The organism is Mycobacterium sp. NPDC051804 (assembly GCF_044452905.1).
In the GTDB taxonomy this organism is placed as follows: Bacteria; Actinomycetota; Actinomycetes; order Mycobacteriales; family Mycobacteriaceae; genus Mycobacterium.
Genome location: NZ_JBITCD010000002.1, coordinates 629,178 through 644,429, shown reverse-complemented (window position 1 = coordinate 644,429; position 15,252 = coordinate 629,178). Strand labels below are relative to the sequence as shown.

Here is a 15,252-nt window from a genome sequence, read left to right as displayed (position 1 = left end):
AACTCGATGCTCTACCGGCCGGCGTTACTGGCCAACTCGATGACGTACTGATTCACGAACGTGCCAGCGGGCGGATCGCCTTTGTCGCAGGTGCCGTCTGATTCCCCGGGACGCTTGATCCACAGATAGGCGTCAGCGTGCGGACCGGCAGTCGCGGTGGTGGGCGCAACTCCGAGTGCCCGGCCGTCCGGGTTGCACCAGTGCAGCGGTGAGTCCGGCGCCGCTCCGTTGCCGTTGCGAGATGTGTCGATGACGTAGTTCTTGCCGCCCGTGAGGCCCGAAATCGCTTCGCCGTAACCGATTTCCTCTTCGGTGGTGAAAAAGTTCGCGACGTTGAGGCTGAAGCCCCGAGCATGCTCGACGCCGGCCTGGCTGAGCCTGGAGGCCATCTCTTCGGGGCTGTGCCAACGCAGGTGTCCCGCATCGACGTAGACAGCCGCGGCCGGGTTGCGCGTCAGCGCGTCGACGGCATAGCGAATCAGGTCGTAGCGCTCCTGGCGCTGATCGTCAGACAGGCAGTCGGCCATGGCCAGCGCATCGGGCTCGAGGACGATCGCCGCGCGCGAGCCACCGATCTGGCCGGCGATGTCGTCGATCCACCCGCGATAGGCATCGCCTGACCCCATGCCACCCGCGGCGAAGCTGCCGCAGTCGCGGTGCGGGATTCCATAGATCGAGAAGACGGGGATCGCGCCCGCGGCGGCTGCGTCACCGGTGTACTTCGCAACCGTCGATGCCGACGAACCCGGGACGAGCCAGTACGCCTGCGGAGTGTCGGCGACAGCCCTCAACTGCGGGTTCGGCGGCTCGGCGGCGTTCGCCGCCCGCATGGCCGCCGAGTTCGGGTTGACGTAGAACGGCGCCCCGACCAGGGGATTCGCCTCACTGGCCAGCCGAACCGGGGTCTGACTGACCGGGTCAGCGAGAAGGCCGATGCCGGCAACGGCGGCAACCGCCAGCAAGAACAACCGTGCGACTGCATGCGCAGCTGAGGACATCACGCCAGGAAGTTAGCAGACCGCGCCTTGAGTCATCGCCTCGTGCATCCCGCGGGTGGCCAGCTCGTCGGCCAGCTCGTTGTCGGCGATACCCGCATGCCCCTTCACCCAGAACCACTCGACCCGGTGCCGCGCGCACGCTGCCTGTAGTCGTTGCCACAGGTCGACGTTCTTCACCGGCTGCTTCGCCGCGGTAATCCAGCCGTTCCGCTCCCAGCCGAGGACCCACTTGGTGATGCCGTTCCGGACGTAGGTGCTGTCGGTGTAGAGGTGCACGACGACCGGCCGGGTGAGCGCCTCGAGCGCCATGATCGGCGCCGTCAGCTCCATTCGGTTGTTGCTCGTGATGCCGGGCTCGCCGCCGCACATCTCGCGGACGTGCTGGCGGTGCCGCAGCACCGCCCCCCAGCCGCCGGGACCCGGGTTGGGTCGGCATCCGCCATCGGTGTGGATGACCACGGGGTCTTCAGTCGAGTCGCCCACCTCAGCTCGTCCGTGCCTGCTGGAGCACACGCACAGCCTTCGGGCCGACGCCATGGAGGGCCAGCAGTCCGTCGAGATCCGCGGGCAGATCCGCGACGGAGCGATATCCGGCGTCAATCAGGGCGCCGGTCGCGGGCCGGCCGATCTTCAGACCGTCAAACACTGGGCCGCGATCCGTTGCGTCGACCATGCGCTGAGGATAGGCACTCGGTGACGCAACCGGCTTTGCGACGCGCGGCGTCAGCCTGCCTGGGGGACAACATAGGTCGGCTGGTACGGGTTGAGCCCCTGCTTGATCGCCTCGGCGCGCAGATAGTCCTCGACCGACGGGTAGCCCTTGACCTCGGCGGCGCGCTTCAGCGCCTCCTGCTCGGCCACCTTCGTCTCGGCGATTGCCGCGTCGAGGTCGGCCTCCGCCTTGGCCTTCTTGGCGGCAGCCTCGGCGACACCCTGCGCCTGTGTTGCCTGCGCGTTCTGAATCGCCGCCTGTTCGCGCTCGATAGCGGCCTTCAATTCAGGGTTGACCGGCGTCGGCTTGAGCACCGTCACCTGGAAGTTGGTGAAGAAGTCCACTCCGTTCGTGCGCGCTTTACTGGCGTTCGGCAGCGACGTGAGGAGCGCATTGCGGAACTCCAGGCGAGCCTGTTCGTCGTTCCAGATCTGCTGCCATGTGTACTTCTGCGCGACACCATTGAGCGTGTCCTGCAACGGTTGTCCGATCACATAGTTCAGCAGTTCGACCCATCCGTCGCTGACCGTGCCGTCGTCGTTCAGCCAGCCGTTGTACTTCGTCCCGAAGTCGCGATGGAACTGCTTGAGCTTCTCGCAGTCCGTCGTCAGATCGAACGTCACCACCACAGGGACGTTCATGTCCGCGGGTGCTTTGGCGTTGGACACCACGACGTAGGGTCCGCGCTCAGAACCGGGATCGCCCGTCGCATCCCAGGAGATTTGCCGAGCCGGATAGCGATACACGTGGTTCGTGATCTCGTTCTGAGAGTTCTCCGGCTCGATGCAGCCTCTCACGACCGGATCGGTAGGGATCATCCAATAGCCGTCGACGACGACGGCCTGCTCGCCGGCTCCGACGCTGGCGTACGAGCACCCGGATAGCAGAGCCATGGAAATGCCAAGGGCCACAGCGGTTTTCTTCACGGTGCCTACCTTTCGTTTGTGGCTTTAGGCGCCGCGCCGGTTCGGGCGCCGGCACTGCTGCCTGACAAGACTCGTCAGAACTGTACTGGCGCGATCCCGCTGTCTCAGTGCGATCTTCGATATCGTGGCCCCATGAGTAGCCAGCGGGTGCCCGGCGGGGTGGTGCACAAGCTGCCCACAGACCTGCGCCAGGCGCTGATCGCCAACGACACGGCGCTCGCCGCGTGGAAGGACATCACGCCGCTGGCGCGCAACGAGTTCATCTGCTGGGTCGAAGACGCCAAACAGGAGAAGACCCGGGATCGGCGCATCCGCCGCACCCAGGAGGAACTCGAGGAAGGTCAGCGTCGGCCGTGCTGCTGGCCGGGGTGCAAACACCGTGAGCGCACGGGCAAATAACGAACGTCAGTCGCCTGCGGCGGCGGGCCGCCAATTCCCATAGGCGGGAGCGGCCTGCAACTCCGGCGCGGCAGCGGCGAGCAGCGCCGCGCGATCGCCGGTGAGCGGGGGATAGATGCGTTCCCCGTTGATCACCTGTTTGGTCGCCTTGGCTTCCGCGCCGGTGCTGACGACGTGGCGATCCCAGCCTTCCGTGTACACCGCGCCGGCGGGGCCGAGGTCGAGAACGGTGACGTACCAAGGGATTCGCAACGACAGCATGGGCGCGCCGAGCAGATCGCCGATCACGTTGTAACCCGCGTAGCGCCCCATCGGCCGACCGTGCTGACACGACATCACCGACATGTGTTCGTCGTCCATACGTGCCATCGCCACATCGCCTGCGGCGAATACCCCGTCGACGCCTTTCACCCTCAAGTAGTCGTCGACCGGCAGTCGGCCCAGGCGGTCGCACTCCACTCCGAGTTGCGCCGTCAACGGATTGGCCCGCATTCCCGCACACCACACCACCGTTGCGGCAACCACCACCTCCCCGGATGCCAGGGTGACGCTTCGTTCGTCGACTGCGGTGACGCCGACGCCCGTCATCGTGTCGACCTGGTTGGCGGCGAGGGCGTCCTCGATCACCGGACGAGCCGACGCGCCCATGTCCGAGCCGACATGCGGGTTGTGATCGACGAGGATCACCCGCGGCGTGGCCTCCGGCCCCAATGCATCCGAGATCATCCGCGGCAGCTCGCTGGCGGTCTCGATGCCCGTGAGCCCCGCGCCGACAACCACTGCCGTCGCGCTCGCGGGGTCCGCCACACGGTCGGCCAGCCCGCGAAGGTGTGCCTGCAGCCTCATCGCGCCGTCGTAGGTATCGACGTCGAAGCCGAACTCGGCCAGTCCGGGCAGATCAGGCTTGGCGACCCTGCTGCCGAGGGCTACGACCAGGCGGTCGTACGTCAATGTCGCGCCGTCCGTGGTGCTCACAGTGGCCCGCGCGGGGTCGATACCGGACACTTCGGCGGTGATGTGATTTATGCCGACGGGATCGAGCAAGTCCTGCAACGGGATTCGGGACGCAGTCAGATCGGCCTCGTAATTGCGGACCCGAATGTCATGAAACGGTCGTGAACTGACGACGGTGATTTCCACCGCTGCCTGTGCAGCGCCGAGCTCGTCGAGGCGTCGGGCCGCTCCTAGGGCGGCCCATAGCCCGGCGAATCCGGAGCCGAGAACGAGTACACGTGAGGTGCGCGGCACCGCACAATCGTGCGGCCCCGTTGACGAACTGACAAGTGCGCTAATTTGCTCGCCGGTCTCAACATGCAGTCTGTGAATAGCGTTGGCGCCACTGCGATCACGATCGATCTTGAATTAAGGGGTCCGCTGACGGGGGTAAAGCGACGACCTACCGAAACTTAAGGGGACAGGTTTACGCGAAAAGAAGTTCTTCGGTGTCGATGTTTGACCGGTGGCGCGCGACTTCAATGAAGGACTGACCTGCATGGTTGACAGCTGTCGATTAGCTGGCGAATCGGAAAAACCGCTGGTGGCGGGGCTGAGCTGGTGGGGCGGTCGGTTGAGTCCGCTCGGGCAGGCGCTGTGGGAGGGACATCGAGTGCGAGCACGGCGTCCATACGCAGGCACGATGCGCCGGAACCAGCCCAGGTTCCGCGGGTCAGATTTCTAGTTCACATAGGCATCTCTGTGCGACAATGTCCTGCGGAATCAGCATGTCATTTTGCTGAATGGAGGGCATCATCGTCACCACGCAGCTGCGCAATGCGGCGGGTGTTTGCGCGCTTTCGATCGGCCTCCTTGTCTGCAACAGCGGAGGGGCAATCGCCTTCGCCGATCAGGCTGACGCGGGTGGTGCGGCCACCAACACCCCCGGGGTCACCACCACGGGCGACGACACGTCCACGACCTCCTCCACCTCTACCGGTCCCACCAGCACCGTCGGCAATCAGTTGACCGACGACGATTCGGTCGAGGGCGCGACCACCACCGGGCCGACGACCACGGTTTCGGCCACGGGGTCGACGACGACAAGTCTGGGCCCCGGGCCGACGACCATAGGTCCGGCCGACGGGCCGACCTCAACGTTCCAAGCGCAGACGAATACGTCCACCAAACCTAAAGACGATCCTGACCTCAGCTTTGCCAAGTTGGATCTCGACCAGATCGAGCTTGGCCTCACGCCGGACTTGGTCGCGAAAAAGCCTCTGACACAAACGTTTTCACCTCCGTCGTTCGCGGGCACGCCGCATTCGGGATCGAATTCCGCACCGGTGGCGCCGACACCTGCGGGTGATAAGGGTTCGTTCGCTCCCTTCGGTGGGGGAAACAACAGCACCTTCGCGACCGGACAGGATCAAACCAAGCCGGACCCGATCACCAAGGCGGTCGTAGTGCCGTTCTCGAACGCGGGCACGCTGTTGGTGCAGGCACTCGGGCAGGCTGGGTTCACACTCGCAAATCTGCCGTCGTCCGATACGCCGATCACCGACGTCATCGCGTCGCTGGCGGTGGTGGTCGGCGGCGTGGTCGGAGCCGTCGTCGAGGTTGCCAAGGTGCCGGGGAACCTGGTCGCCTTGCTCGGTGTCAATCCTGGGGGCGTCCAGCCGCCGCTGATCGGCGGGGGCGCTGCCGGGACGACGATGCGCATCCCCGTCGACGTCCTGCTGCGCGGCCATGAGGCGTCGCAGGCGCCGCTTGCCGTCCCCACCGCGGAGGCGCCGCTGTTCGGCTCCGTTATCCGTGCCTCCAACCCCGCTGGAGTCTTGACGACCGGCTTGAAGAACGACATGACTGTGTCCGGTGTGGCGCCGGCCCCGGCGGGTGTTGATTCCGCAACCACTTCCTTCCTCGACAACGTGGTCACCTCGGTCCTGGTGCCCGCGTCACTGACGGCTCTCGCCGCGATCGCCGTGCCGGGCCTCGGCGGTCTGCTGATCGTGTGCGCCGCCGGCATCAGGGTCGGTTACCGCCAGGCGAAGGCAGGTCTGGCGTTGCGGGCATCAGGCATCGCACGGTTCGCGGGTCCCGGTCCGATGGGTGTCGTTCGGTCGGGTTCTCTGATCGCACTTCACTCGCGGACCTCGCGGCTCGGCAAGACTCGGACAACCCCTGCCATTCCTGCGGACGCCGCGACCAGACCGCGTCTGCTCGAGAGCGTCGCTTAACCGGCGCGGTATCGCGCCGCGTCCAACACCTCTTCGATCTCGATCCACGTCTGGCGGACGATCTCGGCCACCGGCAGAAGATCGCCTATGCGAGATGACACCTGGCCGGTGTTCGCGACGCTGGCATCCATATCACCGTCGAAGTAGAGCTCGGTGACCTTGCCGAGCAGCTTCGCACTCGGATCGTGCTCGGCGACCCGTGCGGCCAGGCCCGTGCGCAGCACGCGCATCGTAGGGTTGCCCGGAATATCGAGCAATACGGTGCCCGCATCGTTGGCGGCGACAATCGCATCCTTGAAGTTGTTGTGCACCAACGACTCCCGGCTGGCCAGCATTCGCGTGCCCATCTGAACGCCTTCCGCGCCGAGGACCAACGATGCCGCGGCGGACTGCGCGTCGCACATCCCGCCTGCGGCGATGATCGGCAGATCGACATGGGCGGCGACGAGCGGTAGCAGCACCATCGTCGATGCCCCCAGCGCCGACTTGAAGCCGCCACCTTCGACACCCTCGACGACCAACGCGTCGACTCCGGCGTCGACCGCTTTGAGCGCCGCACGCAACGATCCGACGACGTGCACCACGGTCATCCCCGCGTCGTGCAATCTGGCGGTGAACAGCGCCGGATCGCCCGCGGAGGTGAACACGTGCCGCACACCCGCCGCGGCCAGCGTGTCGACGATGGACGGGTCGCCCTTCCAGCCCTGGATCATCAGGTTGGCCGCGACGGGGCGGTCCGTCAGCGTGCGCACCCGTAGGAGGTCCGCACGGCCCTCGGGAGTCAGCGTCTCGATCATCCCCAGCCCGCCGGCCTCTGAGACCGCCGCGGCCAGTTCCGCACGCGCGATGTACGTCATCGGCGCCTGGACGACGGGGTAGTCGACGCCGAGAAGGGTCTGCACTCGATTGGGCACGGCCCATTAAACCGCGCTGAGCGGCAGACAGACGCCGTCGCATTTTTACATTGAGTGTTTTATGATTTTCGAATGGCCAAGCCACCCCTGTCGATGAAGCCGACCGGCTGGTTCCAAGTTGCGTGGTCTGACGAGATCAAGATCGGCGACGTACACCGGATGACGTACTTCGGGACCGAGATGGTCGCGTGGCGGGCCGAGTCCGGTCAGCTCACCGTGATGGATGCGTACTGCGAGCATCTCGGCGCACACCTCGGTCACGGTGGTCATGTCCAGGGCGAGGTCATCCAATGCCCGTTCCACGGATGGCAGTGGAACCACGAGGGCCGCAACGTGTGCATTCCGTATCAGGACCGGCCGAACCGGGGCAGGCGCATCCGCACATATCCGACCGTCGAGCGCAACGAGTCCGTGTACATCTGGCACGACATCGAACGGCGCGATCCGTATTTTGATGCGCCGGACATCTTCGCGAGTTTCGGCGACGGCAGCAGCGCCGCCGACTACTACCCGCAGCAGCGGCTCTACCGCGAAGCGCTGGAGCTGCACCCGCAGTACGTCCTCGAGAACGGCGTCGACTTCGCCCACTTCAAGTTCGTCCACCAGACGCCAATCGTGCCCGTGTTCACCCGGCACGACTTCGACGGCGACGTCTCCTACGTCGATTTCACGATCACGTTTGAAGGCGACGACCGGCAGAGCATCGAGGACGTCAAGAGCAGGGTCGAGGCCATCAACGGCGGTCTAGGTATCGCGGTGACGAAAAGCTTTGGGATGATTGATAATCGGACTATTTCCGCGGTCACACCGGTCGACGACCGCACATCTGACGTTCGCTTCATGGTGTACATCGGACGGACGCCGGGCCGTGACGACGAACGGACTGAGTTGAAGGCCCGCGAATTCGGTGACGAAGTGATCCGGCAGTTCACCCAGGACATCCACATCTGGCAGCACCAGCGCTACTCGGATCCGCCCGCGTTGGCGAATGCCGAGCAGGAGGGGTTCACCGCAATCCGTAAGTGGGCCTTGAAGTTCTATCCCGACGGCCTCGGCGGCAGCGCCGCCGAACTCCAATCCGCTTCCGAGAGAGGGCAGAAGAATTGAGCGCAATCCGCGTGTTCCAGGTCGCGACGGGCAACGTCGGCAGCGAGATGATCAAGCGAATCGCCGACCGGCCAGATCTGGAACTGATCGGTGTGCACTGCTATTCACCGGAAAAGGTCGGTAAAGACGCCGGCGAGCTTGTAGGACTGGCACCCAACGGGGTGACGGCGACCGGCTCGATCGAGGAGATCATCGCCGCCAAGCCCGACGTGCTGACCTTCCACGGGGTGTTCCCCGACGAGGATCTCTACGTCAGGGTCCTCGAGGCAGGCATCAACATCGTCACCACCGCGGACTGGATCACCGGCTGGCATCGCGACACGAACCATCCACATCCCTCGGGAAAGCCTGTCTCACAGCTGCTCCGGGAGGCATGCGAGAAAGGTGGATCCACCTTCTACGGCACGGGGATGAATCCGGGTCTGAACCAGATCCTCGGAGTCGTGTGCTCGGCCGACGTCGCCGAGATCGAGAACGTCACCACCATCGAGTCCGTCGACGTCTCGTGTCATCACTCGAAGGACACCTGGATCGAGGTCGGTTACGGCCTGCCCGTGGACGATCCGAGCATCCCAGCCAAGCTGGAGAAGTACACCCGCGTGTTCGCGGACAGCGTCCTCATGATGGCGGACTGCTTCGACCTCAAACTAGACGAGGTCAAGTTCAGCTTTGAGCTGGGGGCGTGCACCAAGGACGTCGATCTCGGCTGGTACGTGCTGCCGAAGGGTTCGCTCGGCGGGAATTACATCAAGTACCAGGGCATCGTCGACGGCGTACCCAGGGTCGAGACGCACCTGGAATGGCAGATGACTCCGCACACGGATCCGAGTTGGGATATCAAGGGCTGCTACATCACTCAGATCAAAGGCGATCCCTGTGTGTACAACAAGCACATGATCTTCCCGAAGCCGGGAGTTGATCTGTCCGATCCGGCGAGCTTCGCTTCGATCGGCATGACGGTGACTGGAATGCCCGCCTTGAGTGCGATCTCGTCGGTGGTCGACGCGCCACCGGGGCTGATCACGAGCGCTGATCTGCCGTTGCGCGGGTTCGCGGGCCGCTTCAAACTCTGAGGGCTATTTCACGGCCAGCTCGAGCCTCTCGAGCCGGCGGACCAGCAGGCTGGGCAGCCACTTTCCGGTGTTGACCGGATCGATCCATGAGGTGCGCTCAAGGAGTTGGCCGATAACGATTCTCGCCTCCAGCCGTGCGAGCGCGGCACCCACGCAGAAGTGGGCTCCCTTACCAAATGATATGTGTCCCTTGCCGCCTGGCCGGTCGAGGCGAAATTCGTTGGCATCGGGGAGGTGTGACGGGTCGCGGTTCGCCGCGCCCCACAGCAGCACCAGGCGGGACTCGGCGGGTAGGTCGACCCCCAAAAGAGCAGTGTCGTTGACGACGTGCCGATAGTGCCCCCGGAAGGGCGGCTCGAAGCGCAGGACTTCCTCCAGAAACGCTCCCAATAGATCCGGGTCGTCGCGAACCTCCCGCTGGATGGCGGGCCGTGAAGCCAGCACGTGTGCGGCGGACCCGATCAGCGACGCGGTGGACTCACCGCCGGCACTGAACAACGTCGCCATGATGTTCAGTGCAGTCGCATCGGTCAAATCCCCTGCGGCGCGAGCGGTTGCGAGATCACCGAGCAGATTGTCCGGCGGGTCGTCGACGGCCCGTTGAAAGTGCTCGTTGATGTAGACGGCGAGCTCCATGACAGCGACGCCCGCCTCGTTGAGTTCCTCCTGGCTGACCAGACCCTCGACCGTTTTGGTGCCGGCGTAACCCCATCGCATCAGCTGCTCGGTGTCCACATCGGGGACGCCGATGAGGCGGGTGACGATCATCATCGGCAGGTGGTTGGCCATCGCCGACATCCACTCGATACGCCCGTCGTGGACGTGCTCGTCCCACAGTCGGGCCTCGGTCTCGCCGACATAGTCTTCAACCGACTTGATCCGCCGCGCGGCGAGTTGCGGCAGCAGCAGCTTGCGGTGGGCAGCGTGGGCGGGGTCATCGGCCGTCGCCAGCGCTTGCAACTCGCTGCCGAGCTCACTGAACGCGAACCGGCCCACCTTCCCGTTCTCGTAGGTCATCGTTGCGGTCAGATTCGACGAGAAATCTTCCGGCCGTGCGATGACCTCGTTTACGGCATCCCAACCGGAGACTGCATAGAACCCTGAGTCGCCGATTGCATGTACCTGGCCGTCGGCGTGCATCCGCTCGTAGAGGGGATACGGATCCTGGATGTACTCATCGTCGAACAAAGCCAGCCCAAGCTGGCCGTCTTGCACCGTCATTTCTCCAGGCTGAAGGTGCAGTGTTCACCGCGTCAACGGCGACGCGTGAAGTTGAAACGCCAGGTCGCGAGGGTTCGTAGGGGCTGTCTCACCCCGCAGTCCGTACCAGCAGGTTCCCTGAGATGCACAATCGATTTTGTCTCAACGTGAGATCATCCGTTCCATGGCTCGCACGGACTGGCTGGTGGGCGACGACCGCCGAACCGCGGCTGCAGAGCGTATCTATGCCGCCGCCACCGAGATGATCGCCAGCGGGGGACTGGACGCGTTCGACGTCGACGCGCTCGCGTCGCGAGTGCACTGCTCGCGCGCCACGATCTACCGCCATGCCGGCGGCAAGAACGAAATTCGTGAGGCCGTCCTCATCCGCGTCGCCGCCCGGATCATCGACACGGTCCGCGAAGCCTCGGACCATCTGACGGGTTCGGAACGAATTGTCACCGCGATTTTGGTGGCGCTCAGGGAGATTCGCTCTGATCCGCTGGGGCGGCTGATGATGACCTCGGTGAAGGCGCAGGAAATATCGTGGTTTACCGACTCTCCGGTCGTCGCGCGGTTCGCCCGTGACATCAACGGCCTCGCCGAGGACGACCCTCAAGCCGCCCAGTGGATCGTCCGTATCGTGCTTGCGCTGATGTACTGGCCCGTCAACGACGCCGTCGTCGAACGACAGATGGTGCAGCGCTTTGTCTCACCGGCGTTCGCCTCTGCCGCCGTAATATCTGGACGACCATGACCTCCAACGTCACACCGCGTCGTCCCGCCAACGGCAAGCAGCTTCGCGCGGACCGCACTCGGGCGGTGGTCATCGACGAGACCGTGCGCTGCGTACTCGAGGAGGGCTTCGGCGCGGCAAGTGCCAAACACATCACCGAACGCGCGGGTGTCACGTGGGGAGTGATCCAGTACCACTTCGGTGACCGCGACGGCCTGCTGATGGCCGTCGTCGACAGCGGCTTCAGCGAGCTGTTGGCGAAACTGCGAGACGTCGAGCCGAAATTGGGCACGCGCGTGGGGCGCGCGAGGACCGAACTCCTCGTCAATACGGTCGCAGAGGCGTTCCTCAGCCCGACTTCGATTGCGGCACTGGAGATTCTGATCGCAACTCGCGCGAGTCGGGCAGATGTCGACCAGCGCCACCTGCTGGATCTCTTCGCGACTCTCACTGATCTTGGTCGATATGTCGCCGAGGGACTCGAACCCGAGCGCGCCGACGCGGTCGGCAATCTCGTGTGGACGACGTTGATGGGCGCCATGGTCGCGACGATGGCGGTGCCTGATCCGGTCGACGTCAGTCGTGAGTTGCGCGCGCTGACCGACGCGATCACCGCGTACGTCGACCAGGCGCGAAAAAACTAGTTCAGCGCGGCGCAGGCTGCGTCGGCTCAATAGCGACGCCGGCAGCCTCGTGGCGGCGGGTAGCGAGCACGCACCCGATCAGGATGAGTAGCAATGCGCCGATGTTCCACAATGTGAGCGGTTCGTTCAGCACGATCACCCCGGCGGCCAACGCCACCGCAGGATTGATGTAGGTGAACACCAGCGCACGTGCGGCTCCGACCTCGCGGATCAGGGCGAAGAACACGAGAAACGCCAATGCCGTGCAGATGACGGCGAGGCCGGCGAGCGCTAAAAGCACTTGGGTCGAGGGCATTTCAGCTGGCCATGTCGCGGCGGCCGGCGCCGCGTACACCAGTGCTGCGAAGCCCAGACACACCGCGGTCATCGGGAGTGCCGGGACGTCGGCCAGATGGCGCGCGGCGATCAGTGGCGCGATCGCGTAACACGTCGCCACCAGCAGCACCTCGACGATCGGCCAGCTACTGCCGCCGATGTGCGGCCCCGCGAGAACCGCGACACCCGCGATGCCGACGACAAGACCGAGGATTCGTTTGGGGCCCAGCCGCTCACCACCGGTGAGACGGTCCAGCACGGCGGCGATGATCGGCGCCGCCGCGATCAGCAGACCCGTCATCGAGCTGGTGAGGTGACGTTCGGCATCCGACAACAGCCACCACGCGGCAATGATCTCGAAGAACGCGAAACCCGCCAGTGCCTTCCAATGATTTCGCACGATCGTCACCGTCTGCCGCGACAACGCCAGCGGAAGCAGGACTGCGGCGCCGACGGCCACCCGCGTGAACACCAGCACCGGAACCGACACACCCTCAACCGCGATCTTGATCAGCAGGTAGGGGACACCCCAGATGATGCTCATCGCGAGGAACAACATCCATCCGCGTGAACTCACGCAGTCACCCTACGAAACGGCGCCGAACGTGGGTTACCCGCACACTTTCAACGCAGAACGTGTGCGGGTAACCCACGTTCGCGCGTCAGGAGCGGGTGAGCTCTGCGTAGCGGGTCACGTGATAGTCCGTCGAGCCGAACTCGAACTGCACCGCGGTCAGCCGTTTGAAGTAGTGGCCGATCGCAAGCTCTTCCGTCATTCCCATACCGCCGTGAAGCTGCACCGCCTGCTGACCGATGAAGCGGGCGGCGCGCCCGATCGTGGCTTTTGCTGCCGATACCGCGCGCGAGCGCACCTCGGCCTCGGCCTCGATGTTGAGGACTGCGAGGTAGACGGCCGCGACAGCCTGCTCGAGTTCCATGTACATGTCGACCATGCGGTGCTGCAGCGCCTGGAAGCTGCCGATCGGCTGTCCGAACTGGTGGCGCTGTTTGGCGTATTCGACGGTGTCGGCCAACACCTTTCGCATGCCGCCCACCGCTTCCGAGCAGACGGCCACCGCGCCTTCGTCGCGTGCCGCGGCGATCGACGGCCAGGCCTGACCGTCCTCACCGAGCAGCGCGTCGCCCGGCAGGCGCAGGCCGTCGAAGACGATGTCGGCGGCGCGCCGGTCGTCGACAGTGCGATACGGATGCATCTCGATACCCGGGGGAGTCCCCTCCAAATCGACGACGAACAGCGAGATCCCGTTATCTGTTCGGGCAGTCACGAGCAGATGCGTCGCCAACGGCGCGCTCATCGCGACGATCTTCGACCCGCGAAGGACCCAACCGTCGCCGTCACGCTCTGCGGTCGTAGACACGTCCTGCCAGCGTTCGCCCGACGACGCCTCCGCCGCGGCCAGCGCGACGACCGCGTTGCCTTCGACGATCTTCTCGAGCAGAGACGTTGCCACGGGCCCGCCCGCACGGTGCAGCAATCCGCCCGCCACCACGACGGTGTCCACGTAGGGCTCCACCGCCAGCGCATGCCCGAGTGCCTCGGCGATCACCATGATCTCGACCGGGCCGCCGCCGATCCCGCCGACATCCTCGGGCAGCGCGGCGCCGAGGATGCCGAGTTCGTTGGCGAGGCCACGCCAAATGTCGGGCTGCCAGCCGGCCCCAGTCTTCGCCGCGGCGCGGCTCTTCTCGAGGTCGTATCTGGTTGACAGGAACTTGCTCAGCCCGTCGCGCAGCAGTTCCTGTTCCTTGCTCAAGTTGAAGTCCATCGGATGACCCCTATCAAAGTCCGAGAGCCGCTTTGGCCAAGATGTTGCGCTGAATCTCGTTGCTGCCGGCGTAGATCGAACCGGCGCGATCGTTGAAGTACCGCAATGGCGCGACCGCCTGCCACTCGTCACCGCTCACGTAGCCGTCGGTGGGCGGCTCGTATTCGGTCACCGGGCCGCCGGGACACGTCGCGTGCGGTTGGTAAACCCGTCCGCGCGGTCCGGCCGCTTCCATCGCGAGTTCGGTCAGCGCTTGGCTCAACTCGGTCGCGATGACCTTGAGCATCGACGACGCGACACCCGGATTCTTGCCTTCGGCGACGGCGGCGAGCACCCGATATTCGAGGATCTCGAGCACCTCGGTGCGGATCCGGGCGTCGGCCAGCTTGCGTGCGAACGCGGCGTCATCGAGCAGGCGACCGCCCGCGGGTCCGGGCTGATCGGCGGCAACGGAGGCGATCTCGTCGGCCATCACCTGCAAGGCCGGTGACGACGCGCCGCCACCGCGCTCGAACTCCAGCAGGTACTTGGCGACCGTCCAGCCGTCGTCGATCTTGCCGAGCACGTTCGCCTTGGGCACGCGGACCTCGTCGAAGAAGACCTGGTTCTGCACCTCCTCGCCGGAGGTCATGACGAGCGGCCGAATCTGGATGCCCGGCGTCGTCATGTCGATGAGAACGAAGGTGATGCCCTGCTGCTTCTTCTGGGTTTTCGACGTCCGCACCAACGCGAACATCCAGTTTGCCTCACCGGCGTGCGTCGTCCAGATCTTGCTTCCGGTGCATACGAGGTCGTCGCCGTCGTCGACGGCCGCCATCGACAGGGCCGCCAGGTCGGAGCCGGCTTCCGGTTCGGAGTAGCCCTGGCAGAAGAACACCTCGCCGGTGAGGATCCGGGGCAGGAAGAAGTCCTTCTGCTTGTCTGTCCCGAATTTGACCAGGGCGTGCGCGACCATGCGGATGCCCATCGGTGATAGCGACGGCGCTCCGGCCAGCTGGGATTCCCTGCTGAAGATGTAGTGCTGGGTCAGGGTCCAGTCGCAGCCGCCATGCTCGACGGGCCACGCGGGTGCCGCCCAGCCGCGTTCATGCAGGATCCGCTGCCACTCCATGCTCGCCTCGTGATCGGCGTAGACGCTGGTCATGAGGCGACCGGCCCGGCGCAGTTCCGGTGTCAGCTTCTCGTCCAGAAATTCCCGCACTTCGTCGCGAAAGGCCGCATCGGCCGACGACCACGTGAGGTCCATGCTTGATCCCCTGTCTGCAGAA

The 15,252-nt window shown here is 65.0% G+C and carries 16 protein-coding genes; 6 read left to right on the top strand and 10 right to left on the bottom strand.

Annotated features, from left to right (window positions below):
• Positions 1–11 precede the first annotated feature (11 nt).
• Genes ACIA48_RS08815 through ACIA48_RS08800 form a run of 4 tightly spaced genes read right to left on the bottom strand, consistent with a single transcriptional unit; the run spans position 12 to position 2,636 of the window.
• Complete coding sequence (locus ACIA48_RS08815) at positions 12–998, bottom strand: glycoside hydrolase family 6 protein (RefSeq protein WP_396730723.1); 987 nt, start codon at positions 996–998, stop codon at positions 12–14.
• A 12-nt stretch (positions 999–1,010) separates the two neighbouring features.
• A complete protein-coding gene (gene rnhA / locus ACIA48_RS08810) occupies positions 1,011–1,481 on the bottom strand; it encodes a ribonuclease HI (protein ID WP_396729800.1) in 471 nt (156 codons plus the stop codon).
• Position 1,482: 1 nt separating this feature from the next.
• Complete coding sequence (locus ACIA48_RS08805) at positions 1,483–1,671, bottom strand: helix-hairpin-helix domain-containing protein (RefSeq protein WP_396729798.1); 189 nt, start codon at positions 1,669–1,671, stop codon at positions 1,483–1,485.
• 50 nt (positions 1,672–1,721) lie between these two features.
• Positions 1,722–2,636, bottom strand: coding sequence for an SPFH domain-containing protein (locus ACIA48_RS08800; RefSeq protein ID WP_396729796.1), 915 nt, complete (start codon positions 2,634–2,636; stop codon positions 1,722–1,724).
• A gap of 132 nt (positions 2,637–2,768) precedes the next feature.
• On the opposite strand from ACIA48_RS08800, the gene ACIA48_RS08795 reads away from it, so the two are divergent.
• A complete protein-coding gene (locus ACIA48_RS08795) occupies positions 2,769–3,035 on the top strand; it encodes a YdeI/OmpD-associated family protein (RefSeq protein ID WP_396729794.1) in 267 nt (88 codons plus the stop codon).
• Positions 3,036–3,041: 6 nt separating this feature from the next.
• Here the strand turns inward: ACIA48_RS08795 and ACIA48_RS08790 are convergent, their stop codons facing one another.
• Positions 3,042–4,283, bottom strand: a complete 1,242-nt coding sequence (locus ACIA48_RS08790) for an NAD(P)/FAD-dependent oxidoreductase (RefSeq protein ID WP_396729792.1) — start codon at positions 4,281–4,283, stop codon at positions 3,042–3,044.
• Positions 4,284–4,771: 488 nt separating this feature from the next.
• Here ACIA48_RS08790 and ACIA48_RS08785 point away from each other — a divergent pair, with 488 nt between their 5' ends.
• Entirely contained in the window at positions 4,772–6,208 is a 1,437-nt protein-coding gene (locus ACIA48_RS08785) for a hypothetical protein (RefSeq protein ID WP_396729790.1), read from the top strand.
• Here the strand turns inward: ACIA48_RS08785 and ACIA48_RS08780 are convergent.
• Positions 6,205–7,122, bottom strand: coding sequence for an NAD(P)H-dependent flavin oxidoreductase (locus ACIA48_RS08780; RefSeq protein ID WP_396729788.1), 918 nt, complete (start codon positions 7,120–7,122; stop codon positions 6,205–6,207). The two genes, ACIA48_RS08785 and ACIA48_RS08780, sit on opposite strands and share 4 nt — an antisense overlap.
• Positions 7,123–7,194: 72 nt before the next feature.
• Between ACIA48_RS08780 and ACIA48_RS08775 the strand changes: the two genes are divergently transcribed.
• Both ACIA48_RS08775 and ACIA48_RS08770 read left to right on the top strand, forming a co-directional pair.
• A complete protein-coding gene (locus ACIA48_RS08775) occupies positions 7,195–8,229 on the top strand; it encodes a Rieske 2Fe-2S domain-containing protein (protein WP_396729785.1) in 1,035 nt (344 codons plus the stop codon).
• Positions 8,226–9,302: a dihydrodipicolinate reductase gene (locus ACIA48_RS08770; protein WP_396729782.1), complete on the top strand. Its 1,077-nt coding sequence runs from the start codon at positions 8,226–8,228 to the stop codon at positions 9,300–9,302. Before ACIA48_RS08775 ends, ACIA48_RS08770 begins: the two co-directional genes overlap by 4 nt.
• Before the next feature lie 3 nt (positions 9,303–9,305).
• Here ACIA48_RS08770 and ACIA48_RS08765 read toward each other — a convergent pair whose 3' ends face one another.
• Positions 9,306–10,523, bottom strand: a complete 1,218-nt coding sequence (locus ACIA48_RS08765; RefSeq protein WP_396729780.1) for a cytochrome P450 — start codon at positions 10,521–10,523, stop codon at positions 9,306–9,308.
• A gap of 163 nt (positions 10,524–10,686) precedes the next feature.
• Between ACIA48_RS08765 and ACIA48_RS08760 the strand changes: the two genes are divergently transcribed.
• Positions 10,687–11,259, top strand: coding sequence for a TetR/AcrR family transcriptional regulator (locus ACIA48_RS08760; RefSeq protein ID WP_396729778.1), 573 nt, complete (start codon positions 10,687–10,689; stop codon positions 11,257–11,259).
• A complete protein-coding gene (locus ACIA48_RS08755) occupies positions 11,256–11,882 on the top strand; it encodes a TetR/AcrR family transcriptional regulator (protein WP_396729777.1) in 627 nt (208 codons plus the stop codon). The genes ACIA48_RS08760 and ACIA48_RS08755 overlap by 4 nt, the downstream gene beginning before the upstream one ends.
• 1 nt (position 11,883) lies before the next feature.
• Here the strand turns inward: ACIA48_RS08755 and ACIA48_RS08750 are convergent, their stop codons facing one another.
• The 3 genes from ACIA48_RS08750 to ACIA48_RS08740 all read right to left on the bottom strand — a co-directional run bounded on the left by ACIA48_RS08750 (position 11,884) and on the right by ACIA48_RS08740 (position 15,230).
• Entirely contained in the window at positions 11,884–12,774 is an 891-nt protein-coding gene (locus tag ACIA48_RS08750) for a DMT family transporter (protein ID WP_396729775.1), read from the bottom strand.
• 85 nt (positions 12,775–12,859) lie between these two features.
• Positions 12,860–13,984, bottom strand: coding sequence for an acyl-CoA dehydrogenase family protein (locus ACIA48_RS08745; protein ID WP_396729773.1), 1,125 nt, complete (start codon positions 13,982–13,984; stop codon positions 12,860–12,862).
• 13 nt (positions 13,985–13,997) lie between these two features.
• Positions 13,998–15,230, bottom strand: coding sequence for an acyl-CoA dehydrogenase family protein (locus ACIA48_RS08740; protein WP_396729771.1), 1,233 nt, complete (start codon positions 15,228–15,230; stop codon positions 13,998–14,000).
• Positions 15,231–15,252 lie beyond the last annotated feature (22 nt).